Origin of the sequence: Micromonospora sp. NBC_00362, from assembly GCF_026342155.1 — a bacterium.
In the GTDB taxonomy this organism is placed as follows: domain Bacteria; phylum Actinomycetota; class Actinomycetes; order Mycobacteriales; family Micromonosporaceae; genus Micromonospora; species Micromonospora hortensis.
This window is the reverse complement of sequence record NZ_JAPENH010000001.1, coordinates 4,289,464-4,311,672: the sequence shown is the minus strand read 5'-3', so window position 1 is coordinate 4,311,672 and position 22,209 is coordinate 4,289,464. Positions and strand designations below refer to the sequence as shown.

Sequence of the window (22,209 nt, the reverse complement as noted above, 5' to 3'; positions counted from 1 at the left end):
TTTCGCCGTCAGCGGCGGGCTTCGGGTGGTACGACGGACGCAGCGCGTGCCACCGGAGGAGGAAGCGCCGATGGCGAGCAGACCCGAACGGCTGCTGCGGGGAAGTGACTCGCCGCTGAGCGCCTCGTTCCTGGAGTTGTTCTTCGACTTGGCGTTCGTGCTCGCCCTCAGTCAGCTGGCCGCCCACCTGTTGCACGACCTCAGCGTGGTCGGCGCGCTGCACACCGCAGTGCTGTTGACCGGCGTCTGGTGGATCTGGGTGACCACCACCTGGTTCGCCGACTGGTACGACCCGGAAAGCCCTGCCGTCCGGTGGCTGCTGGTCGGTGCCGCGCTGGGCAGTCTGCTGACCGGGGCGGCGATCCCGCAGGCGTTCGACGGGCGGGGCCTGCTCTTCGCCGGCGCGTACGTCTCGGTGCACATCGCCCGGGGCGTGGTCACCGCCCTGGCGCTACGCGGCCACCCGAGGCAGAGCCGGGCGCTGCGCATCCTCTGCTGGTTCAGCGTGTCGGCCGTACCGTGGTTGGTCGGTGGGTTTCTGCCGGAGTGGCGGGTGCCGCTCTGGCTGCTCGCCCTCGCCATCGATCTCACCGGCCCGCGCCTCGGCTGGCCCACTCCACTGATGGGTCGGACCGGTCCGCAGGAGTTGCATCTCGCCGCTGAGCACTTCGCCGAGCGGTACCAACAAATCATGATCATCGCGCTCGGTGAGCTCGTCCTGGTGGCCGGCCTGTCGTACGCCGACAGCGACCTCGCCCTCCCGCAGACCGCCGCGTTCCTGCTGGTCTTCGCCGCCGCGGTGCTGATCGGTCTGCTCTACGTCACGCCTGCCGGTCAGCGCCTCGGCCCGGCCATCGAGCACGCCGACCCGTCCCGACTCGGTGTCACCACCGGATACCTGCACCTCGTGATGATCGCCGGGTTGGTGGTCACCGCCGTCGGCGCCGAGCTGAGCATCGCCCACCCTCTGCGCACCGGTGACACCGTCGCGGTCGTGGTCATCCTGAGCGGCCCGTTGCTGTTTCTCGTCGGGCGGATTCTGTTCTCGGCGGCGATCCACCGGCGACTCTCCTGGCCCCGGGTCGCCGCCCTGGTCGTGCTGGCGGGTGCGGCAGCCGTCGTGCGGCTGCCGCTGGTGGCGGTCAGCGCGGTCGCCACCGGGGTGGTGCTCGTGGTGGTGGTCCTGGATCACGCCGGCATCCGGTCCTACCGCCACGAGCGAACCCGCTGACGACCGAAATCAGCTCCGACCACCCATCCACCGGATGGCCTGATTCAGCTCACCGCTTCATCTCTTGTTTCGCCATCCGTGCTGCCCCAGGTGCTGCTCACGCCCGTAAAGCGCGATTCCACCGCCGAATGTGAGCAGACGCGAACAGGGGGTCTCCTGCCATGATTTTGCCGCCGCCTTAGTGCAGGGCGACAACGAGGAGGAGCCTTGACCCACCATCACCGACGCCGGTGGCTCCGGACGTCGGGCCCGAGAAGCCTGAGCGGGGCCCGGGTCACGCGGGCCGCGCTCAGCGTGGCGATTGTCGGCAGCCTGTCTGTGGGGTTGTCGGTCCCGGCCGGCGCAGCCCAGGCCGCCGAGGAGAACACGTACCAACCGACGGCAACCATCGAGCCACAGTTGCGCGGCTACGTCGACCGCGCCACCCCGGACCAGACCTTCCCGAACCCGTCCGGTGACCTACCGGTCGGCGCCACCGTCGATCCGAGCGGGAAGCACGTGACCCGCTCCTACTTCACCTTCGACGTCGCCGCCCTTCGAGGGAAGCAGATCATCAGCGCCACTCTCGCGGCCAACGAAACGCACGCGAACGACTGCGGACACCGTGCGGTCGAGGTGTGGGTCACGGACCCCTACAGCGAGGACTCGCGGTGGGACTATCAGCCGGCCCAGAAGTTCCGGGTGGCGAGCGCTGGCGTGCCCGAGTCGGGTTGCGCGGTGGCGGAGGCGAAGTTCGACGTCGGCAAGGCGCTCACCTGGGCGGCGAAGAACGACCAGGAGACGCTCACCCTCGCCGTTCGGGTGGCGGGTAACAAGGAGACCGACGAGCGGTACGGCCGGCGGTACGCCAGCAGTGCGACCCTGACCGTGCACCACAACACGCCACCGCCCCGGCCGACCGACCTCGCTCTGGGTGGCCGCCCCTGCGCGACCTCGGCGCCGGGCCTCTGGTTACCGGCGACAAGCACCGACGTCTACGCCGTGCTGCCGGACGACGCCGATGGCGTGGAAGAGGACAAGCTCGGACGACTGGCAGTCTGGCCGGTCGACGATGAGAGCCAGCGTCAGGAGCGGGTCAGCCGGACCTACTCACACTGGCCCAACGTCAGCTTCTCCACCTACTACCTCGACCTGAGCTTCGAGCAGGGCCGGACCTACGCCTGGCAGCTCCAGGCCGACGACGGTGACGCCACGTCGCCATGGACGCGGACGTGCTACTTCACCGTCGACACCACGGCACCCAGCACGCCCACCGTGACCTCGCCGGAGTATCCCAACGCCGACCAGCCGACCGGTGACGTCGGCCTCGCGGGGAAGTTCACCTTCACCGCCAACGACGACGATGTGGTCGCCTTCCGGTGGGGCCGGCACTGGCCGGAGACCGACGTCAAGGCCGACCGCCCGGGTGGAACGGCGACGATCACCCTGCGACCGGAGGATGCGGGCCAGCAGTACCTGACGGTGCAGAGCGTCGACCGGGCCGGTAACACCTCCGACGTCAATTACTACAACTACTGGGTGCGGGACACCCGGCCCACGGTCGAGTCCTGGCTCTACACGCCCTGGGGCCCCGCCGGCGGGATCGGGGTGCCCGGTGAGTTCCGGTTCACCAGCAGTCAGGAGGGCGCGACCCGGTTCATCTACCAGGTCAACGAGGGAACGAATCAGACCGCTCAGGTCGCCTCGGACGGGCCGACCACGGTGACCATCACGCCCAGCGTGGGTGGACTGAACACGCTACGGGTGCGTACCCGCGACGCGAGTGGCGCGCTCAGTGCGTGGCGTACCTACACCTTCACCGTCGACACCGCACCCACTGTGCAGTTCGACGGGGATCTGATGATGGGGAAGGTCAGCACCGTCTCGCTGAGCCCGGGCATGCCCGACGTGATCGAGTACGAGTACTGGTTCAACGACGAGCCGGAGAAGACGACAGTGCCCGCGGCGGCCGACGGAACGGCGAGCTTCACCTGGGTGCCCTCGATGGCGATGTGGCCACTGGAACTCAAGGTACGCAGCCGCACTGCGGGCGGCGTCTTGTCGGCCGTCGCGGAGCCGTACGCCCGACCCGATGAGGTGAGCCCGGAGATCACCGGCCCCGAGCAGGGAAAGCCCGGGCAGGCGATGACCTTCACCTTCACCTCCCGGATGCCAGGTGTGACGGAGTACGTCTGGTCGCTGGCGCCGGATGAGGAGAAGCATGTCCTGCAAGCCGGGCCGGACGGAGTCGGTCGGCTCACCTGGACCCCGACCGAGGACGGCAGCTACTACCTCGGGGTGCAGGCCCGCAACGCCACTGGCGCTCTCTCCGGCGGTTCGGGAACCAGCTTTTACGTCTCAAGCGCACCGCAGGTGAATTCCACTGTCTACCCCGCGTGGAGGACCGGCGGCGGTGTCGGCGTAGAGGGCACCTTCGACGTTCAGCCGCAGATGCCGAACGTCACCGAGTACGTCTACCAGTTCCAGGTGAATTTCCGGAGCGGACCGGAGACCACGGTCCCCGCCGGGGCGGACGGGAAGATCTCTCTCAGCTACACCCCGACCCAATCCGGCTACCACACTCTGAAGATCCGTAGTCGGAGCGCCGACGGCACCCTGTCGGGCTGGAACGAGCACACCTTCATCGTCGACTGGGACAACTGACCAGGTCCGCTGCGTGCCGCTGGCCTACGGCGGCACGCAGCGGTGGTTCCCAAGCGTGGAGGAGGGGATTGCCCGCCATCGCCGTGTCGGTGGGTGAAGGGCCGCCCGCCGGTCAACGCCCCCGGCCCGGCCACCGAGCTGGCGCGTAGGCTAGAAGCCTGACTAAAGTCAGGCATATGGACTCGGCTCTTCTCGCCGCCGTGCGGCGGTTCAACCGGACTGTCACCCAACGGGTGGGTGCGCTCGACGACGAGTACATGGCCCAGGGGCGCCCGCTGGGGCAGGCCCGGCTGCTCTGGGAGATCGGCCCCGCCGGTGCCGAGGTGGCCGCGTTGCGGGCCCGGCTCGGCCTGGACTCCGGACATCTCAGCCGACTCCTGCGCACCCTGGAGAACGACGGCCTCATCACCGTCGGACCGGCCGACCAGACCGGCGGCGACGGCCGGGTCCGCGTCGCCACGCTCACCGACGCCGGCCGGACCCAGTGGGCCGACCTCGACCGGCGGTCGGACGATCTCGCCGCCTCGATCCTCGAACCGCTCACCGAACACCGCCGCGAACGACTCGTCACCGCCATGGCCGAGGTCGAACGGCTGCTCATCGGCTCGATGGTCGTCATCGAGCCATGCCCGCCGAGCGACCCGCGAGCCCGCGCGTGTCTGCGGGCCTACGCCCGCGACATCGCGCGACGATTCGACGACGGGTTCGACCCCGCACTGAGCAACCCGGTCCACGACGAAGCGCTCGTCCCGCCCAACGGGGTGCTCCTGCTCGCCACCCTCAACAGCGAACCGATCGGCTGCGGCGCTGTCAAACTCCACAGCGACGCGCCCGCCGAGATCAAACGCGTGTGGGTGGCCGACACCGTCCGCGGGCTCGGTGTCGGGCGGCGGCTGCTGGGCGAGTTGGAACGGTACGCCGCCGAGCGCGGTGCGACAGCGGTCCGGCTGGACACCAACCGCAACCTCACCGAGGCGATCGCCCTGTACCGGGCGACCGGTTACCGGGAGATCGAGGCGTACAACACCGAGCGCTACGCCCACCACTGGTTCGAGAAGCGGCTCAGGCAGTGACGGCCACCGTCCGGTGATCGGGCGTCGCGTTCGCGGCGGCTACAGCCGCTCGAAGCTCTCCATGCCGGCGAGTTTCAGCACCTCGGTCCGGGTCGCCGGGCATTCCTTGCGGGTCTGGTCGTCGATGTCGCGGCCGTTGGGTACGGGGCCCTGCTTCTCGTACCAGGAATAGAGGTTCACTGTGAGATTGGCCATCGCGCCGGTCTCGGACCCGATCCCCTTGAGCGTCGGCACCTGGCCGTCCAGGTAGGCGCACACGTCCTTCGCCGACACCGCAGAGCCGTCGGCCGGAGTGGAGCCGGCCGCGCTGGTCGACCGTGTCGTGTCTGGCGCCGCAGCGGGCTCGGGCGCGTCGGCCTCGGTGCACGCCGTCAGGGCGAACATGAGGCAGAGGGCTGGTGCGAGCGGTCGGAACGTACTCATTGGATGTTGTCCTCACGGGCTTCGTGGTGGGTAGGGGTTTCGGCGGCGTTCGCGGTGACGAGCCAGAGGCCGGTGGGCAGCCGGTAGCCGACGCCAGGCTCACGGAACCGGCCGAGCAGCCGGGCGCACCCCGCCCGGGCCGAAGCCTGACCAGCCGGCGGAGCCGCCCGGTACGCGGCACCGGCCGGGCCGACCTCGATGAGCCATTCGGCCACCGCGTCGGCGTCGTCCGGTGTTTCCAGGGCGACATCGCACTGTGTGACTGTGACGGCGGTGAAGCCGGCGGTGGTGAGGATCCGGACGAGCCGTGCCGGGTCGGCGAACGCGAACGGACCGGGCTCGTCACCGACCGGGAGCGGTGGCAACGGTCCGAGATGCGGTGCGGCGCCGAGCATCGCCGCGGATAGCCACGGGTTGACGCCGCTGTCGCGGAAGACGGTCGCGGCGAGGCGCCCTCCCGGGAGCAGTGATCGCCGGATCGTGCGGCAGCCGGCAACCGGGTCCGCCAACAGCATCAGGGTCATTCGTGAGAACGCCGCGTCGAACGGGGCACCCGGCACGACATCGAGAGTCTCGATGTCGGCCACGTGGAACTGGAGGCCCGGGTACCCGTCGGTGGGGAACCGGCGTCGCGCGGCGGTCACCATCGCCTCGTCGATGTCGACACCGATCGCCGCGCCGGTCCCGCCGACTGCGGCGGCGATCTCGGCTGTGGTGCCGCCGCAGCCGCAGCCCACGTCGAGGATTCGTTCGGCGGGTCGTGCGGCCAGTCGATCCATGGCCACCGCTCCCAGCGGCCGACCGGTCTCGTCCTGCCGATCGGCGTGGCGAATCCAGCCAGCTGCCGCGCCCGCCCAAAAAGCGGCGCCGCGGGCCCGCAGGCTGGCGGTGTCGGCCATCAGAACGGCATCTCGGCGCCGTCGACGCTCACCGAGCGGAAGTGAGCCGCCTTCGTCGGGTCGAAGCCATCCTCCTGTGCCGCCAGGCCAGCAGCCCGGACCAGCCGTTCGGACTGGAACCGGCGGAATGCCGCCTCGTCCTGCCAGATGTTGATGATCCGCCAGCCGTCCTCCGTCGGCCCGGCGACATGGGCGAGGAGACCCGGCGGTCGGTCCGGTCCGAGGTGGCGTTCCACCTGCCGGTACTCCGCCTCGCTGACGCCGGGCATCTCCTGCAACACACCGAACGGCATGACCGTCACCTCTCGATAGAGTGAGCCTCTATCCAATAGAGCACTACACTTGGGAGGTGGTTGTCAAGCGACGTTATGACTCTTCGCGCCGACAGGAGCAGGCCCGACAGACGCGGCGAACGATCCTCGAAGCGGCTGGCCGGCTGTTCGTCGACCCGGGCTACGCGGCCACACCGCTGACCGCTGTCGCCGTGGAAGCCGGCGTCGCGGTCCAGACCCTGTACGCGGTGTTCGGCAGCAAGCGGCAACTGCTCTCCCAACTGGTCGACGTCACACTGGCCGGCGACGACGAACCGGTGGCCCTGCCGGACCGGCCCTTCGTCGCCGAGATCCGCGCCCTCGCCGACCCCCGGGCCAAGCTCGTCCGCTACGCCCGTCACCTGGCCGAGGTCAACGCCCGGCAGGCCCAGGTGATGCTGGCGCTGGCCGGCGCGGCCACTGCCGATCCAGACGTCGCCGAGATCTGGCGCAAGAACGTCGACGACCGCCGCCGCGGCATGGGCATGTTCGCCGCCGAACTCGTCGGCACCGGAGGCGTACGCCCCGACCTGAGCGTCGATCAGGTGGCCGACATCCTCTGGTTGGCCCAGGACGTCCGCAACTTCGACTGGTTCGTCAGGCAACGCGGATGGACGATCGAGCAGTACCAGCGGTGGTATGTGGACACCGTCAGCGGCGCGATCATCGCCAGCGCCGGGTAACGCGGCGGGCTATTCGACGGACTGGAGACCCTGCGCGATGCCGGCGAAGGATCGAATGAGCTCGGTCTCGCTGCCGGTACGCCAGATCAGCCCCCACCGACCCGGCGGGGCGTCGTGGATGGGCACGTAGGCGATGTCCGGCCGCGCGTAGTAGCGGGCGGCCTGGGCGTGCACCGGCGAGACGGCTTCGCCGGTGACGAGGATCGGGATCATCTCCTGGAAGTTGGAGACCGACGGGCCGATCGGTATCAACCGTCCGCTGGGTGTGCGTACGGGCACCAGGATCTCCCGCCAGTAGTCCGGCCGGGCCCCGCCCATGACCGTCTCGTCCGCCAGGTCCTCGTAGGAGACCGATTTCCGGCCGGCCAGCCGGTGGGTCACCCCGACGGCCAGCACGATGGGTTCGGTGTAGATCACCGGGCCGACGGTGAGGTCCGGTTCCTTGACGGGCAACCACACGATCTGCACGTCGATGTCGCCGGCGCGCAGCCGACCGAAGGGATCGCCGAAGTCGACATGGCGCAGCTGCACCTCGCAGTCAGGGTGGTCCTTCGCGAACCCGTCGAACAACTCGCGGAAATCGTGGAGGTTGACGGCGATCGACCCGACCCGCAGCACCCCGGTCTTGCCGCGAGCCGCGAGCCTGGCCCGGTCCATGCCCTCGTGCAGACCTCGGTACATGGGCTGAATGTCGTCGAAGAGCCGTTGGCCGATCGGTGTGAGTGTCACCTGCCTGTTGTTCCGCTCGAACAGCGCGGCGCCGATCCGACGTTCCTGCTTCTTGATCGCCTGGCTGACCCGGGCCTGGGTCACATGTAGCCGCTCGGCGGTGCGGGTGAAGTGCAGTTCCTCCGCCAGGGTCAGAAAGATCTCGATGTCGCGGAGTTCCATGCACTGTTCCCGATCCACGCATTAGCGAAGGGTTATGGCACGTTACCAGTTCTGATCTTGTAGCCCGGTGCCTCGCCCGGCAGGCTGATGGACGTCGCCGCTGAACAGCATCCGGCAGCCTGAACGAGGAGATCGTCGTGCGCAAGCTCGTGTATTACATCGCCGCCACACTGGACGGCTTCATCGCCGGTCCTGACGGCGCCGACCCCACCGGCCCCGACGGCTTCTGGCCCATCCCGGACGACTACCTGCACCACCTCGTCAGCGAATATCCGGAGACCCTCCCCGGTCCGGCCCGGCAGGCGTTCGGCATCACCGACCAGGGCAGCCGGTTCGACACAGTGCTGGAAGGGCGCCACTCCTACGAGGTGGGCCTGAAGGCCGGCGTGACCGACGCGTACCCGCACCTGCGCCACCTGGTGTTCTCCCGCACGCTGGGCAGCAGCCCGGACCCGGCCGTCGAGGTCATCGGCCAGGACCCGATTGCCACGGTACGAGAGCTGAAGCGGCACGACGGCAAGGACGTCTGGGTGATCGGCGGCGGCGCGCTGGCCGGTGCCCTCTACCCCGAGATCGACCAGCTGATCATCAAGCTTGCCCCGTTGACAATTGGCGCCGGCATCCCGCTCTTCGGCCGCGACGCCGTCTTCGCACCACGCACCTGGCGCCTGACCGACCACACCGCTCTGGACAGTGGCGCCCTCTTCCTCACCTACACGCGCACACAGACCGGAAACACGTCCGCATGACCATGTCCCGGGACGACGTCACGATCCGTCCCATCACCGGGCCGGACGAGATCGCCCTGTTTAACCGCCTGCCGTACACGATCAATCACGAGCTCGACGACGACCTTGCCGACAAGCGCCGCCGACCGGAGTGGATGTGGGTGGCAGTGCGCGGCGACCGACTGCTGGCCAGGGTCGCCTGGTGGGGCCGTGGCGACGACACCGCTCCGCTGCTGCTGGACATCCTCGACGTCGACGACACCGCCGAGGATCTGACCGAGGTGGCACAGGCGTTGTACGAGACCGCCGCGAAGCAGGTCCTGGCACCCGGCACGGTCCCTCCCGGATACGGCCGATTCATCCCGGCGGACTGGCGGGAGAACCCGGACACCTACCGGGCCGTGCGTACCAGGACGGGCGTCCTCGAGAGCACCGGCGCCCGCCTGACTGTCGAACGCCTACGCCTGGAGTGGCGCCCCGCGGCCGGCCTGCCCACGCCGGATCAGCGACTGGCCTTCCGCCCGGCCCTGGACACCGACGAACTGCTCGCGCTGATGACCCGCGCACTGGACGGGACCCTGGACGCGCACAGCCGTACCGACCTGGCGCAGATGTCGCCGCACGAGGCCGCGCTCAAGCACTACGAGCAGGAACTCGCCACGTACTCCAGCCCTCGCGAGTGGTGGCGCATCGGCACGTTGGGCGAGAGCGGCGAGCCCGTCGGGTTCGTCGTCCCGGCCCGCAACGCCTACCACCCGGTGATCGCCTACCTCGGCGTCGTCCCCGAACACCGGGGCCACGGGTACGTCGACGGCCTTCTCGCCGAAGGCACCCGAGCCCTTGCCGCCGAGGACGTCCCGCGCATCCGCGCGGCCACCGACCTGGGCAACGTACCCATGGCACAGGCCTTCGCCCGCGCCGGTTACGTCAACTTCGAGCGGGCCATCAACATGGCCTGGCGCTGACCGGCGGAGTGCCGCGGGGGAGCTTTTCGTGCGGGGCCGCTGGTGCGCGATCGGCACCAGCGGCCCGTCCGGTTCACAGCACGTACTCAGCCCTTGACCGCGCCCGCGGTGAGCCCTTCGGTCAGGAAGCGCTGCCCGAGGGCGTACATGATCACCACGGGGATGCTGACCAGCAGCGACGCCGCGGCGAGTTGTCCCTGCGGCACGACGTCCCCGGCGATCATCGATTGCATCCCCACCGGGAGCGTCTTGTACTCGTCCTTCGTGATGAACACGAAGGCGAAGAGGAACTCGTTCCAGGCGTTGGTCAGGGTGAAGAGCGCGACCGCCAGCAGCCCTGGCTTGGCCAGCGGCAGCACCACCTTGCCGAACGCCTGGATGCGGCTGCAGCCGTCGACCAACGCGGCCTCCTCCAGCTCGATGGGGATCGACGAGAAGTACCCCACGAGCAGCCAGGTGGCGAACGGCAGCGTGAAGGTCGGGTACGTCACCACCAGAGACCACAACGAGTCGGTGAGCCGGGCGCCGATGAGCATCTGGTACAGCGGGATGAACAGCAGCGCGCCCGGCATCACGTAGGTGAGCAGCACAGTGACGGTGAAGCCCTGCGCCCCGCGGAACCGCAGTCGGGCCAGCGCGTAGCCCGCCAGCGCTGCGCAGACCAGTGCCACGGCCGTCGACGCCGCGGACACCAGCAGGGTGTTGAGATACCAGCGGCCGAACGGCTGGTTGTCGAACAGGGCGCCGAACTGCTCAAGGGTCCACGGGGTCGGCCACAGGTCGTCGGTACGCATGACGACCTGACCCTCGGACTTGAAGGCCGTGACGGCGATCCAGTACAGCGGGCCCAGCACGAAGAACAGCAAGCCGGCCAGCGCCGCCCAGGAACCCAGGCCCGACACCGCCGACGACGAACGGCGACCACCTCGGGACTGGAGGGTCGAGACCACCCGGCCGACCCCCGTCGCGATCAGCAGCATCACACCGAGGACCACCGCCGCCTTCCAGAAGATCTGCGGTGACGCCCAGGCCAGCAGACCGGTGACCAGCGCGGCGACGACCCACGGCAGCGCCTTCCGTGCCTTCGGAGCCCAGCGCCGTGTCCCGGTCCACCGCGCTGTCCGGCGTCGCCGGGGCAGTTTGATGTTGGTGTCCTGGCGCAACAACCGGACCAGGACGAACACCAGCCCGCCGATGATCGGCAGCATGACGAGCGTGACCGCCGCGCCCGCGCCGTACTGGAGCTGCAGGATGGCCTTCGAGTAGGCGATGAGCACGTACGGCGCTGTCACGTCGCCGGGGCCGCCCTGCGTCAGCAACCAGACCAGGTCGAAGTTGTTGAACGTCCAGATCGACGACAGGGTCACCGTCACGGTGATCACATGGCGCAGTCCGGGCAGCGTCACGCTTCTGAATCGCTGCCACGCCGAGGCGCCGTCGATGGTTGCCGCCTCGTAGAGGTCTGCCGGGATGGCCTTCAACCCCGCGAGGAAACACACTGTGAAGAACGGCACCCCCTTCCAGACGTTGACGAGGATCACCGACGGCATAGCCAGCGACGGGTCGGACAACCAGCCGGCGGGCCAACTGTCGACCAGGTGCGCGCTGGCCAGCAGCGGCCCGATCCCGGTCGCGGTGAGCAGCGTGTTGACGCTGCCGAAGATCGGGTCGAGCAGCGCGCGCCAGCTGAACGCCGTCACCACCGTCGGCACCACCCAGGGCACCAGGAGCAGCCCGGCCAGCACGGCCCGCCCACGGCGGCGATGGTGCAGCAGCAGGGCCGCGGCCAACCCCAGCACGACCTTGAAAACCTCGGCGTACGCGGTGAAGACGAACGAGTTCACCACGCCGGTGTGGAACTGGTCGTCGCCGACGAGCGCGAGGTAGTTGTCCAGGCCGACGAAGACGCTGTCCTGCCCGTGCCGTTCCGTGGTGCTGGTGACGATCGAACGGGCGATCGGCACGAGAACGAGCCCGCCGACCAGCACGGCCATCGGTGCCAGGAACAGTGCCGCGAGTCGCCAGTCACGACCCAGCCGCCGCTGGACCGCGGTGAGGGAGCCGGGCCCCGACGGCGGGGATTTCCTCGCCGTCGGGACCCGCGCAGGACGGACCGACCTCACTGCCGCAGCCCCTGCTGGTTGAAGATCTGCACCATCTTGGCGTGGGCGGCCGTCACGGCCTGCGCCGGCGCCGTGCCCTGCACGACCTGCTGCATCATGTCGGTGAGGACGTAGGCAGACCCCACCGCCTGCTGGCCCGCGCTGGCCTTCTGCGGGAAGGCCAGGCCGTTCTTCGTGTTCAGCGGCAGCTTCAGTTCAGTGATCTTGCGCAGCATGGGGAACGCGGGGTCGCCGCTGGTGAAGAACGGGTCGGCGTCCCAGACCTTCTCCCAGGCGGGCATCACCAGGCCGGGTGCCTCCTTCGCCACCCCGAGCAGCGCGGGCGCGCTGACCAGGTACTGCGCCAGGAGCTTGGCGAGCGCCGGGTTCTTGGCGCCCTTGAAGACGACGAAGCCCTGCGACTGGCCGAGCAGCAGCGGATTGTCGGTCGCCGGCCCGATGCAGTCGGAGAACACGTGGGTGTTCGCGTGCACCGGGTTCTTCTTGGTCCTGGAGTCCGCGTAGACGCTGAACTGGTTGCGGGTGTAGCCGAGGATCCCGGCGAGCCAGTTCTCGTTGTTGCTGGTGTCGGTCCAGCTCGCGATCCCCGGCGGCAACATCGGCTTGTACTTGGGGTTGGTGTAGATGTCACCGAGGAAGGTCACCGCCTGCACCGTCTCGGGTGAGTTGAAGGTGACCTTCCGGCCGTCGTTGGCGGCGATCGACCCGCCGTAGGCGTTGATCAGCGCCTCGATCATTCCGTTGCCGTCACCGGACCGGTTCACCGTCATGCCCCAGCCGAACCGGCGCTTGGTCGGATCGGAGATCTCCAGGCACAGGTCCCGCAGTTCCTCCCAGCTGTAGATGTCCTTGGGAGAGATGCCCTTGTCCTGCATCCAGTCCTTGCGCAGGAACGACCCGATCCCGATGAAGTGGTACGGGATGGCGAACCACTTGCCGTCGAAGACGCAGAAGTTCTTGGCCTCGGCGCAGGGCTCGCCGTACTTGGCGGTCAGCGCCTTGACGACGTCAGTCACGTCCTCCAGGTCGCCCAGCGCCTGGAACTGCGCGACGAACCGCGAGTCGGTCATGAACGCCAGGTCACGGGCCACCCCGCCCTTGACCTCGGCGTCGATCTTGGCCACCACGTCACCGGCGTCGGCCTGGACCAGACTGTTCTCGATCTTCGTTCCGGTGCTGTCGGCGAACTTCTTGATCGAGCTGTCGAGGGCTTCGTTCGCCGCCGTCGAGTACAGCTTCTGCGACAGCATGCCCATCGAGGAGCCCTTCATCGCCGCCGCGGCGTCGATCAGCTCCTGCGGAACCTCCGGCTGCACCCTGGTGGGTGATTCGGAGCCGTCCCCACACGCGGCCAGACCGGCCGCGCCGAGTACCCCCACTCCCATTCCCAGAAAGCCGCGCCGGGACCACCCCGAGTTGTCCTCCATGGACGTTCGCCTCCTCTGTTTCCCGCGTGATTGCACGCCGAAGGCGTGCCTGTGCTCCAGGTGTCCCTATGACGGCGACCACGCACGCGTCGCCCGCATCGATCAGTGCGCTCGCGTACCCGTTGTTGCGGTCGACGGGGTAGCGACGGGCCTGCCTTTGCCGCCGCCCACCGTCGGTTGTCCGCTGACGCACGCGTCGTCTTGGCCGCCCAGCGCGCCGCGCGAGAGATTCCGCGTGCCGCGCGCCGGGAAGCGCGACGAGGTTGAGGCGATCGGCGACCGGGCCGAGAAAGCTGCGCTGACGTTGCAGTTCGGTCGGGCCACGAGACCACCACCGTTCGAGATTTCGAACTGAGTTCGAGATACCGTATCGAGTGGTCGCGACGCTAGAGCAGCGTCAAGAAGAATGTCAATGTTTCGATGGGGTTTCGAACCGAAAACGGGAGGCGGCCAGCTATCGAGGCTGGGCCCGGTAACCCATGCGAGCCGACAGCGCCGCCGCGCCCTCGCGAACCAGCCCGGTCCACTCCACGTGCGCCTCCGGCGTCCAGCGGATGATCGGCGCGGACAGGCTCATCGCGGCGATGGTGGTGCCGGAATGGTCCCGGATCGCCGCAGCCACGCAGCGCATGGCGGTGTCGGACTCGCCGATGTCCACAGCGACGTTCTCCGCCCGGACCCGATCAAGATGCTCGCGGAGCCGGGCCGGGTCGGTGATGCTGTCCGGCGTCATGCCCGGCAGGGCGTTCTTCATCAGGACGGCGTCCAGGCCCGCCCGATCGAGGCCCGACAGCAGAACCTTGCCGACAGCCGTGCAGTGCGCCGGCAGCCGCCGCCCGACAGCGGAGACCATCCGGACGGGGTGCGTGCTGTCGAACTTCACCAGGTAGATGACATCGGCGCCGTCGAGCACCGCCACATGGACCGCCTCGTCGCACGCGGCAGCCACGTCCCGCGCCACACACTGCGCCTCGCGGACCAGATCAAGTCGGCCGGCGAACGCCGCACCGAGCTGGAACAGCGGCATGCCGAGCCGATACTGCACCGGCTGCCCCGGTACGGAGATCAGGTACGAGCGAGCCTCAAGCGTGACGAGCAGTTCATGGACCGTGGTGCGGGGCAGGCCGAGCCGCTCCATCACCTGACGGGCCGACAACTGGGGGCAGTCCAGGAACAGTTCGAGGACGTCGAGCGCACGGTTGACCGCCGGTACCACACGGGGCATGTCGATAGTCCCTTCGCAGCGCCGGACCCATGTCAACGATCTCCACACGGGCCAGCACCTGAAGAGGATATCTACGTCAGCCTCCGGCGCCAGGTGTCATCACCACCCCCACCGGCGGAGCCGCTGCTGTCTGTCCGGATCACCGCCCGCCCGAAACATCTCGGGCGGGCGGCGAGGGGCTCAGCTCTGGCTGACCAGGCCGGCGTCGACCACGTACTCTGCGCCATGCACCGCCTGGAATTCGGCGCTGGCGACGAGCAGGGTCGGCTCGAACTGGTACGACCTCACGATGTCCGAGTCCGTGGCGTCGTCACCCACGTCTGCGACAGTCCGGCCGTACGTGGCGGCTGCCTCCAGCCGGACCTCGTACAGCAGCTCGGTGCGGGCGGTGATCGACCAGGTTCCGTCCGGGTTGACGGTGGCCGAGCCACCGCCAATCGCCTGTCGCTGCGGACTCGACAGACTCACCTTCAACACGCCGTCCGGGCCACCGGCGATGGCAGGCTCATCCGCCTCGCGCTGCCCATCCCGGTCAAGGTCGTGCCACACACTGCCGCGGATGACGCACGTGCCCGAGATCGCCACCGTGACGGATGCGGTGTTGTTGTCGGTGTTCGCCTCGCGGCGTTGCGGGGTGATGCTCGTGGTGATGGGCACCCTGCTGCCCGGTGTCGCGCCGGCCACGACGAACGGCACGAACAGCCGGCTCGCCCGACCACCGGCCGCCAATTGCGGATACGAGCACGTGTAGCTCGTCGTGCTCACTGCCGTGCAGGTCCAGGCAGGGTCAACGACCGACGGGGTCGTGGTCCTGAGCCCGGCGGGCACCGCGACAGTGACGCTGATCGGGTCCGACGCTCCGGTGCCGTAGTTCCGGATGTCGATCTCGGCGGAGAAGGTCTCGCCCTCCGCCGGATTCAGCACGTCGGTCATCATCAGATCGACGACCAGATCGGGCTGGAGTCGCCCGGCCGCCACCGCGTCGGCCGGAGCGAGTGCCGCCGTGCCCCCGACGAGGGCGAGGGTGGCCAGCGAGGTGGAAAAGGTACGTCGGATCGAGCGGGAAAGGGAACGAGGGCGCATAGGTTCCTCACGTCGCAGGTGACGGCCCTTCCAGGAGAGTGAAGGCCGCATTGGAGATCAAGATCTCCACTCGTCCGGCGTCGTCGATCAGCCCGGCGTTACACGGAGCCGGTGTCAGTTGTGCCTGTCCCCTATGCTGCGCCAGGCAGTTGGTGTGAGCAGTCCACTGAGGAGATGCGTAGCCGCATGGCCGACGAGATCAAGTACGAGTACAAGACCGTACGGCCAGTTCGCGGCACCGACGGCTGGGTTATCTCGAAGATGCAGAAGGATGGCTGGGAGCTCGTACGACAGACCCCAGGCGCGCTTCGCTCCACAGTCGACTTCCGTCGGCCGAAGAAGCCGCAGCCGTGGCTTCTGATCGGCGCGGCGGCCGCCGTCCTCGTGTTCCTTGCCGTCGTCATCGGCGCCGCCTCTGCACTCAGCGGCGGAGACGAAAAGAAGGACGAGTCAGACAAGTCGACGGCTGCTGTGAGTGAGAAACCGTCTGCTACGCCGGCTCCGACCGCTGTCGAGTCGGCTGCCACTGAGGTGATCACGCCGCAGAACAATCCGGAATTCGCCGCGCTGCTGAAGGCGGACAGTTGCGACGACGCGAACCTGGCCTTCGCGACCAGGCACGAGGGCAAGACGGTCGCGTTCAACGGCTCGATCGTGAACATGGCGCCCCACGGTGACTACGACACCCGCTACGACTTCCTCCTGGGCCCAGGCGACAAGGGCCCGAACACGGCAGTCGGCCCGGCCTTCAAGTACGAGGACGTCAACATCCTCGACCTGAAACTGACCGGCAAGCAGATCCCGGCCACCGTCGGCGAAGGCGACAAGTTCCGCTTCGTCGCCGAGGTAGGCGAGTTCAAACCCGCCCAGTGCCTCTTCTTCCTCGACCCGGTCTCGACGGAAGTCCGGTAGTCAAGATAGGCGGCGGCGTCATCACCGACCGGCTTGCCCGGTGATCACCTAGGCGGACACGTCACGGCCGCGCCGTGACCCGCCGACGGACCCCCGACCATCCTGGAGCCCGAGCGCCCCGCCGGAGGCGAAGTAACCGCAACCCCGCTACCCGCCACCAGCTCGCCGACGCAGCCGGCGTGCGCTGCACTATGCCGCGGGCTCGTGACCGCGCGGCCCGGCCGGCTGCCGGCCCCATGGGCTGACCACTTCCGCGCCAGCCGCCGGGCGTGTTGCGTGGCCGGAGTCGGAGCGACGGACGCGCGCCCAAACGGCGGCGCGTGCGGCCCGTCAGGAGTGGCGTTTACTGGCAGAGGCGATTGGGATCAGCCTGGCTGCTACGTCCTCGAAGTCGCCGAAGCCACTGACGGTTTGCCACAGGCCATGGGCCCGGTAATAGGCGCGCAACGGCTCGACCTGCTCTCGGTAGGTCTCCTGTGAATGCGAGTACATCACTAAGAGTTCCTGGCGTCGCTCGGCTTGCTGAGAGTCCAGGCCTATCTGACGTTCCACCCGGCGCTGCGCGGCGAGGCGGAGTTGGTCCTCCGTAAGGACAACTTCGATCACTGTGTCGGGGACATGGCCGCTCTGCGTCTGCAACTCAGCTTGGCGGATGTTGCGAGGGAAGTTGTACAGCACCCAGCCACCGTCGGCGTTGGTTAGGGCGTCAGCGATGGCTTTGACTATTAGTTCATCCGGGACAAGACGTCCGGCCTGCATATACCGGCTCGCCTCTTTGCCCAGCGAAGTCTGCTGCTGCACGTGACCGCGGAAGACGTTACCTGCGCTGACAACCTGTAGGCCGATGGCGTCTGCCAGAGCCCACGCAGCGGAAGCCAGGTCGACTACCGGCCCGGCGATGAGGACCACGTTGGGCATGTGTACTCCATGTGGATGACGCCGAAGCGCCAAGCTAGCCACCCGCAACGCGCTCAAGCGGCTCGGCAGAGCACTGGACCGGTGGAGCGCTACTGCTGTACTTCGCTGTTGTACGAGTCGTGCTGACAAAGACAGCAGCCCTGCAAAGGGCCGCTGAGCTGGAACGGAGTGGGCCGCCAGGGACTCGAACCCTGAACCTATGGATTAAAAGTCCACAGCTCTGCCATTGAGCTAGCGGCCCGCGCGCTCAGGTTACCCGACGGTGAGCGTCGACGGCTCTCGGCTTCCGGCCGGCCGTCGATGGCTGCGGTTGGACGGCTGTCCGCCGCAGTTGATCATCACCTGTCGGGGCGCGGCCGAGGGTCCGGGGCGCTGGGTCGGTGATTTGGGGTGGATCGAGCGACCTCGTCCGGCGGCGCATGGGTGTGGGTCGGTGGGGAACCAGGACCGGCATGGGATCGAGCCGATTGCCTGCCGTGGCGGCCTCCGGGGAGGAGGTCGGGCGTGACGGCGTACGCCAGCCGGGTGGCGAGGTGCACGCCTGGTTGCCCGGCCAGAACCAGACGGTCTGTGGCCTGGCGCTGAGCCGTACCCGACTGCGTCGCTTCCCGCATGTACCTTTCGACTACTCGGGTACCGACGTGCTCACCGAGGCGGATGCGGTGGGCTGGATCTGCCCGCGCTGCCTGGCCGCCACCGCTGGTAGGCGGGGCAAGGAGAAGCACGGCTGGGTACGGGAGTCACCTCGACCTTGATCGACTCGGGATCCCGGAAGTCGGGTTGTCCTGCGCGCGCGGATGCCGCGACTTTCAGGAAGTCGAGTGGATCAAGACGCGCTCGCCGGCGGCGGTCGCCGCGCTGGTGGGTGGTTGAGCTGCTGCTGGGCGGGTACGGGGTCGGTCATGCGGATCGTGGTGGTGGGGGCGAGCGGCAACGTCGGTACGGCGGTGCTGCGGCGGCTGCGCCGGGAGCGGGGCGTGGAGCTGGCCGGGGTCGTTCGACGGTTGCCCGGCCCGGATGCCGGCGAGCCGTACGACCAGGTGGAGTGGCACTCCTGCGACATCGGCGCGCCGGGCGCGGTCGGGCAGCTCGCCGAGGTGTTCGCGGGTGCGGACGCGGTGGTGCACCTGGCCTGGCAGATCCAGCCCAGCCACGACCAGCGGGTGCTGCGCCGGACCAACGTCGAGGGCAGCCGGGCGGTGATCAACGCGGTGGTCCAGGCCGGTGTTCCGGCTCTGGTGTACGCCTCGTCGGTCGGCACCTACGCGCCCGGCCCGAAGGATCACCCGATCAGTGAGCGGTGGCCGGCCACCGGTGTGCCCGGTTCGTCGTACAGCGAGCACAAGGCGGAGGTGGAGGCGCTGCTGGATGGCGTCGAACGGGATCAACCTACGCTGCGGGTGGTGCGGATGCGACCCGGGTTGATCTTCCAGCGGGCTGCCGGTGCCGAGATCACGCGTTACTTCCTCGGCCCGTTGGCGCCGGTGCGGCTGCTTCGCTTCGGCCGGATTCCGCTGGTGCCGACGAACCGCCGGTTGCGGATGCAGGCGGTGCACGCCGATGACGTGGCTGACGCGTACGCCCGGGCGGTGTTGGGTGATGCGCGCGGCGCCTTCAATGTCGCCGCGGACCCGGTGCTCACTCCGGAGCTGGTGGCCCGGCACTTCCACGGTTGGACGGTGCCGGTCGCCGCGCCGGTGCTGCGGGCGGCGGCGGCGCTGACCTGGCGGGCGCGGCTGCAACCGGTCGACGTGGGCTGGGTGGAGCTGGGTCTGAACGCGCCGCTGATGTCCAGTGAGCGTGCGGAGACCGAGCTGGGTTGGCAGCCCAAGATCAGTGCGCTGACGGCGCTCAAGGAACTCTTCGCCGGGATGGCCGATGGCGACCACACGCCGAGCCCGCCGATGTCCGGCGCACGGGACCTGCCCGGCCGCCCCGCCGCCCTGCTCCGCGCCCGCCCCCCAGGCGAAGGAAACCCCTACTGACCCCACCCCAGCTTGTTGATCAAGAGGTTTCGGTCAGAAAACGCCGCCCCGATGACCGAAACCTCTTGATCACCGGCGCGGGCGCGGGGGTCGGGCGCGCGGGCAGGCGGGCAGGCGGGTTAGGAGAGCTTGGAGTTGGTGAGCGTGGGGTTGCGGGCGCCCAGGAAGAAGATGCCGGGGAAGCCGCGGGTCTCGAACGTGGCGCTGGGGTTGCGGCGCAGGGTCGAGTTTTCGATCTTCATCGTGCCGGTGCGGTTGTTGCTCACGAAGAAGACAGCGCCACCACCCTCGTTGGCAGTGTTGTTCTCGATGATCGTGCCGGCGATCCGTACGGTGAACTCGTTGCCGTCGCAGTAGATCGCGCCGCCGCTGCCGCCGCCGGGCGTACCGGACTTGGCCGGGTTGGCGCCGCTGCCGATCGCCTCGTTGTTCCTGAGCAGGCTGTTCAGCACCACCCACGACACGCCGATGCTGCTCAGCGCCCCTCCGTTGGAGCAGGAACCGCCGTCGAAGGTGCTGCTCACCACGTACACCGGCTTGTTCTCGTACTGGCTCAGCACCCGGACGGCCGCGCCACCCAGGTCGGGGCCGGTGCGGTCGCAACGGTTGCGGACGAAGCGCGAGTTGACCACCTTCAGCCGCCCGCCCCGTACGAAGATCGCCCCACCGCCGCCGCCCTCGGCCTTCTCGCCTGTGGAGTTGCCGTCGGCGAAGGTCAGGTTCTGCACTGTGAGTTGCGGGTGATCCTGGTTCTGGCAGTGCGAGGTGGTGAAGCCCTGGGCCTCGTCGCAGGTGTTCATGTAGAGGATGCGGCGCCGCCCCTGGCCGCTCAACGTGACAGTGCCGCCGCCGTCCAGCACTATCTTCGGCCCGTTGGCGTTGCGGACCTTCGCGGTGGCGGCCATCTTGATCGTCACCGGGGCCGGTCCACAGTTGAAGGTGATGACACCGCCGGCCGCGACGGCCTTCACGACCGCCGCGGAGGTGCAACTCGCCGGGGTGCCGGAGCCGATGGTCCGGGTCGGCTTCGAGGTGTTCACCGCCCGCGCCTCGGCCGGCACTGTGGCAGTGCCGTTCGGGTTGCCGGCGGCGAGCACCTTGTTGGCGGGCTTCGGGCTGGCGCTGGCCCCCGGGCCGCCGAGGCCGTCCCGCGCACCCGGCGCGTCGCTCTGACCGCCGGTGGGCAGCGCCGTCGGTGAGGCGGTCGAGCCGGCCTCGAAGGCGGGGGCCGGGTCGTTGGACGCGCAGGCGGGCAGGGCCGCGGTGGCGACACCGAGGACGAGGAGAGCGGCAAGCGACGTCAAGCGCACCCCGTGATGCTAGGAGCCGCGACGGCGTCGCGACGAATCCGCCGAGCCGGCTTAATGCACCGCTAAGCCACGCCTGCCGCCCGCCGCCCGCCGGCCGCCGCCCGCCGGCCGCCGCCCGCCGGCCGCCGCCCGCCGGCCGCCGCCCGCCGGCTGCCGCCCGCCGCCCGCGGCGCGGTGGGCCCCGGCGGCAAACCGGGCTCAGAAGTCGGCGAAGAGGTACGGCACCCGGCGGGGGAACAGGCCGCGCAGCTCCGTGGCGGCGTCCACCGGCACCTCACCCAGACCGCGTAGCGGCAGCTCGGCCGGGTCCAGCACCCCGTACGCGAGGGCGGAGAGCCCGGCGGCGGTGAGCGTGGCGGTCGGCGCGCGGCCGGTGGTGTCGTCGACCAGTTCCAGCGCTCCGGTCGTGCCGTCGAGCAGGTGGGTGCCGGTCAGCCAGCGGTCCCCGGTCAGCTCGATCCGCACCCGGCCCGGGCCGGCGGGCAGCCCGCTCAACGCGTCCAGCGACAGCAGCCGGGCCATCGGCGCGGACGAACCCGGCACTGCCGTACGGGCCTCGACGTGCACGTCCAGGTCGGTCAGCCACAGCTCGGGCAACTCGTCCGGCGGAACCTGAACGGTGATCCGCTCGATCTGGTCGACGTGCCGGGCGAAGAACTGCAACAGCAGCGTCCGCGCGAGCGGGTCGGTGACAAGCAGCTCGTTGCCGTGCAGCGTGCCGCCGTGTTCGTCGATCCGGTACGTCACCGCGCCGGTGACCTCCCCGCCGACCCGGGCGGTGAGCAGCCAGTACTCGTCACGGTCACGCATCCCGACCGCCCGGTGGTCCGGGAAGATCGCGAAGCCGTGTCGTTCCTGGAGGTTGCGCTCGGTGAACGCCCGCCACGCCGGATAGCCGGCGGCGACGCGTTCCCAGCCGACCTCGCCGGGCAGGTCCACCCGGAGCAGCGAACCCAGGTTGGCCGGGGTGAAGGTGACCCGGCGCGGCTTGGGCAGCCCGACGTAGCCGAACCGGGCGTAGAAGCTGGGCCGGAACGGATAGAGCGCGCTGAGCGGGTGGCCCTCGTCGCGCATCTCGTCGAGGAGTTGGTGCAGCAGCGTCCGGACGTGCCCCTGCCGGCGGGCCAGCGGATGCGTCGCCACCCCGGCGACACCGGCCATCGGCAGCACCACCCCGCGCAGGTTCTGTCGCATCGGGATGGCCGAGACGGCGGCCAACGTGGTGCCGTCCTCCTCGGCGATCAGCGTCCGGTTGCCCTGGTTGTAGGGCAGGTAGTCGCGGAACTCGGCGGTGCGGGCAGCGCTGAGCGGCGAGGACTCGAAGGCGTACGCGGCCAGCGGGAAGCTGGTGGTGAGACGGTCGTCGTCGGTCACCCGGC

The 22,209-nt window shown here is 69.1% G+C and carries 20 protein-coding genes and 1 tRNA gene; 9 read left to right on the top strand and 12 right to left on the bottom strand.

The genetic code is table 11. The features are described from left to right. Positions 1–70 precede the first annotated feature (70 nt). The 3 genes from OG992_RS19805 (at position 71) to OG992_RS19795 (ending at position 4,947) form a co-directional block, all read left to right on the top strand. A complete protein-coding gene (locus tag OG992_RS19805) occupies positions 71–1,231 on the top strand; it encodes a low temperature requirement protein A (protein ID WP_266304001.1) in 1,161 nt (386 codons plus the stop codon). A 318-nt stretch (positions 1,232–1,549) separates the two neighbouring features. After that, positions 1,550–3,874 carry a hypothetical protein gene (locus tag OG992_RS19800; RefSeq protein WP_266304000.1) on the top strand — a complete coding sequence of 775 codons (2,325 nt, stop codon included), beginning with the start codon at positions 1,550–1,552 and terminating at the stop codon, positions 3,872–3,874. Positions 3,875–4,050: 176 nt separating this feature from the next. Continuing rightward, positions 4,051–4,947: a helix-turn-helix domain-containing GNAT family N-acetyltransferase gene (locus tag OG992_RS19795; RefSeq protein ID WP_266303999.1), complete on the top strand. Its 897-nt coding sequence runs from the start codon at positions 4,051–4,053 to the stop codon at positions 4,945–4,947. Positions 4,948–4,986: 39 nt separating this feature from the next. On the opposite strand, the gene OG992_RS19790 is transcribed toward OG992_RS19795, so the two are convergent. The 3 genes from OG992_RS19790 to OG992_RS19780 are packed head-to-tail and all read right to left on the bottom strand — an operon-like array spanning position 4,987 to position 6,562. Beyond that, complete coding sequence (locus OG992_RS19790) at positions 4,987–5,370, bottom strand: hypothetical protein (protein WP_238685345.1); 384 nt, start codon at positions 5,368–5,370, stop codon at positions 4,987–4,989. Beyond that, on the bottom strand, positions 5,367–6,269 hold the full coding sequence (locus OG992_RS19785) for a class I SAM-dependent methyltransferase (RefSeq protein ID WP_266303998.1): 903 nt from the start codon (positions 6,267–6,269) through the stop codon (positions 5,367–5,369). The genes OG992_RS19790 and OG992_RS19785 overlap by 4 nt, the downstream gene beginning before the upstream one ends. Next, entirely contained in the window at positions 6,269–6,562 is a 294-nt protein-coding gene (locus tag OG992_RS19780) for a hypothetical protein (protein ID WP_238685347.1), read from the bottom strand. The genes OG992_RS19785 and OG992_RS19780 overlap by 1 nt, the downstream gene beginning before the upstream one ends. 56 nt (positions 6,563–6,618) lie before the next feature. On the opposite strand from OG992_RS19780, the gene OG992_RS19775 reads away from it, so the two are divergent. Continuing rightward, positions 6,619–7,263, top strand: a complete 645-nt coding sequence (locus OG992_RS19775) for a TetR/AcrR family transcriptional regulator (RefSeq protein WP_238685348.1) — start codon at positions 6,619–6,621, stop codon at positions 7,261–7,263. Positions 7,264–7,272: 9 nt separating this feature from the next. Here OG992_RS19775 and OG992_RS19770 read toward each other — a convergent pair whose 3' ends face one another. Then, on the bottom strand, positions 7,273–8,154 hold the full coding sequence (locus OG992_RS19770; protein WP_266303997.1) for a LysR family transcriptional regulator: 882 nt from the start codon (positions 8,152–8,154) through the stop codon (positions 7,273–7,275). Between the two features lie 137 nt (positions 8,155–8,291). On the opposite strand from OG992_RS19770, the gene OG992_RS19765 reads away from it, so the two are divergent. Both OG992_RS19765 and OG992_RS19760 read left to right on the top strand, forming a co-directional pair. Continuing rightward, positions 8,292–8,903 (top strand): dihydrofolate reductase family protein, encoded by a 612-nt coding sequence (locus OG992_RS19765; protein WP_266303996.1) that lies wholly within the window; start codon positions 8,292–8,294, stop codon positions 8,901–8,903. After that, on the top strand, positions 8,900–9,847 hold the full coding sequence (locus OG992_RS19760) for a GNAT family N-acetyltransferase (RefSeq protein WP_266303995.1): 948 nt from the start codon (positions 8,900–8,902) through the stop codon (positions 9,845–9,847). Before OG992_RS19765 ends, OG992_RS19760 begins: the two co-directional genes overlap by 4 nt. A gap of 86 nt (positions 9,848–9,933) precedes the next feature. On the opposite strand, the gene OG992_RS19755 is transcribed toward OG992_RS19760, so the two are convergent. From OG992_RS19755 to OG992_RS19740, 4 genes are all read right to left on the bottom strand, one after another. Beyond that, positions 9,934–11,841, bottom strand: a complete 1,908-nt coding sequence (locus OG992_RS19755) for an ABC transporter permease subunit (RefSeq protein WP_266303994.1) — start codon at positions 11,839–11,841, stop codon at positions 9,934–9,936. Positions 11,842–11,966: 125 nt separating this feature from the next. Further along, entirely contained in the window at positions 11,967–13,397 is a 1,431-nt protein-coding gene (locus OG992_RS19750; RefSeq protein ID WP_238685353.1) for an extracellular solute-binding protein, read from the bottom strand. Between the two features lie 454 nt (positions 13,398–13,851). Then, the gene (locus OG992_RS19745; RefSeq protein WP_238685354.1) at positions 13,852–14,622 is read right to left on the bottom strand and encodes an IclR family transcriptional regulator; all 771 of its coding nucleotides are present in this window, start codon (positions 14,620–14,622) and stop codon (positions 13,852–13,854) included. Between the two features lie 180 nt (positions 14,623–14,802). After that, complete coding sequence (locus OG992_RS19740; RefSeq protein ID WP_266303993.1) at positions 14,803–15,705, bottom strand: SdrD B-like domain-containing protein; 903 nt, start codon at positions 15,703–15,705, stop codon at positions 14,803–14,805. 186 nt (positions 15,706–15,891) lie between these two features. Here OG992_RS19740 and OG992_RS19735 point away from each other — a divergent pair, with 186 nt between their 5' ends. Continuing rightward, positions 15,892–16,617 (top strand): DUF4839 domain-containing protein, encoded by a 726-nt coding sequence (locus OG992_RS19735; protein ID WP_266303992.1) that lies wholly within the window; start codon positions 15,892–15,894, stop codon positions 16,615–16,617. A gap of 330 nt (positions 16,618–16,947) precedes the next feature. Here the strand turns inward: OG992_RS19735 and OG992_RS19730 are convergent, their stop codons facing one another. Both OG992_RS19730 and OG992_RS19725 read right to left on the bottom strand, forming a co-directional pair. Further along, on the bottom strand, positions 16,948–17,535 hold the full coding sequence (locus tag OG992_RS19730) for a nucleoside monophosphate kinase (protein WP_266303991.1): 588 nt from the start codon (positions 17,533–17,535) through the stop codon (positions 16,948–16,950). Between the two features lie 169 nt (positions 17,536–17,704). Continuing rightward, positions 17,705–17,776: transfer RNA gene (locus tag OG992_RS19725), tRNA-Lys, on the bottom strand. Between the two features lie 211 nt (positions 17,777–17,987). Between OG992_RS19725 and OG992_RS19720 the strand changes: the two genes are divergently transcribed. Together OG992_RS19720 and OG992_RS19715 are read left to right on the top strand one after the other, a co-directional pair. Beyond that, positions 17,988–18,290 (top strand): hypothetical protein, encoded by a 303-nt coding sequence (locus OG992_RS19720; protein WP_112624649.1) that lies wholly within the window; start codon positions 17,988–17,990, stop codon positions 18,288–18,290. Positions 18,291–18,437: 147 nt separating this feature from the next. After that, positions 18,438–19,520, top strand: coding sequence for an NAD-dependent epimerase/dehydratase family protein (locus OG992_RS19715; protein ID WP_266305235.1), 1,083 nt, complete (start codon positions 18,438–18,440; stop codon positions 19,518–19,520). A 119-nt stretch (positions 19,521–19,639) separates the two neighbouring features. On the opposite strand, the gene OG992_RS19710 is transcribed toward OG992_RS19715, so the two are convergent. Both OG992_RS19710 and OG992_RS19705 read right to left on the bottom strand, forming a co-directional pair. Continuing rightward, positions 19,640–20,830 carry a hypothetical protein gene (locus OG992_RS19710; protein WP_266303990.1) on the bottom strand — a complete coding sequence of 397 codons (1,191 nt, stop codon included), beginning with the start codon at positions 20,828–20,830 and terminating at the stop codon, positions 19,640–19,642. 198 nt (positions 20,831–21,028) lie between these two features. After that, the gene (locus OG992_RS19705) at positions 21,029–22,204 is read right to left on the bottom strand and encodes an enhanced intracellular survival protein Eis (protein ID WP_266303989.1); all 1,176 of its coding nucleotides are present in this window, start codon (positions 22,202–22,204) and stop codon (positions 21,029–21,031) included. Positions 22,205–22,209 lie beyond the last annotated feature (5 nt).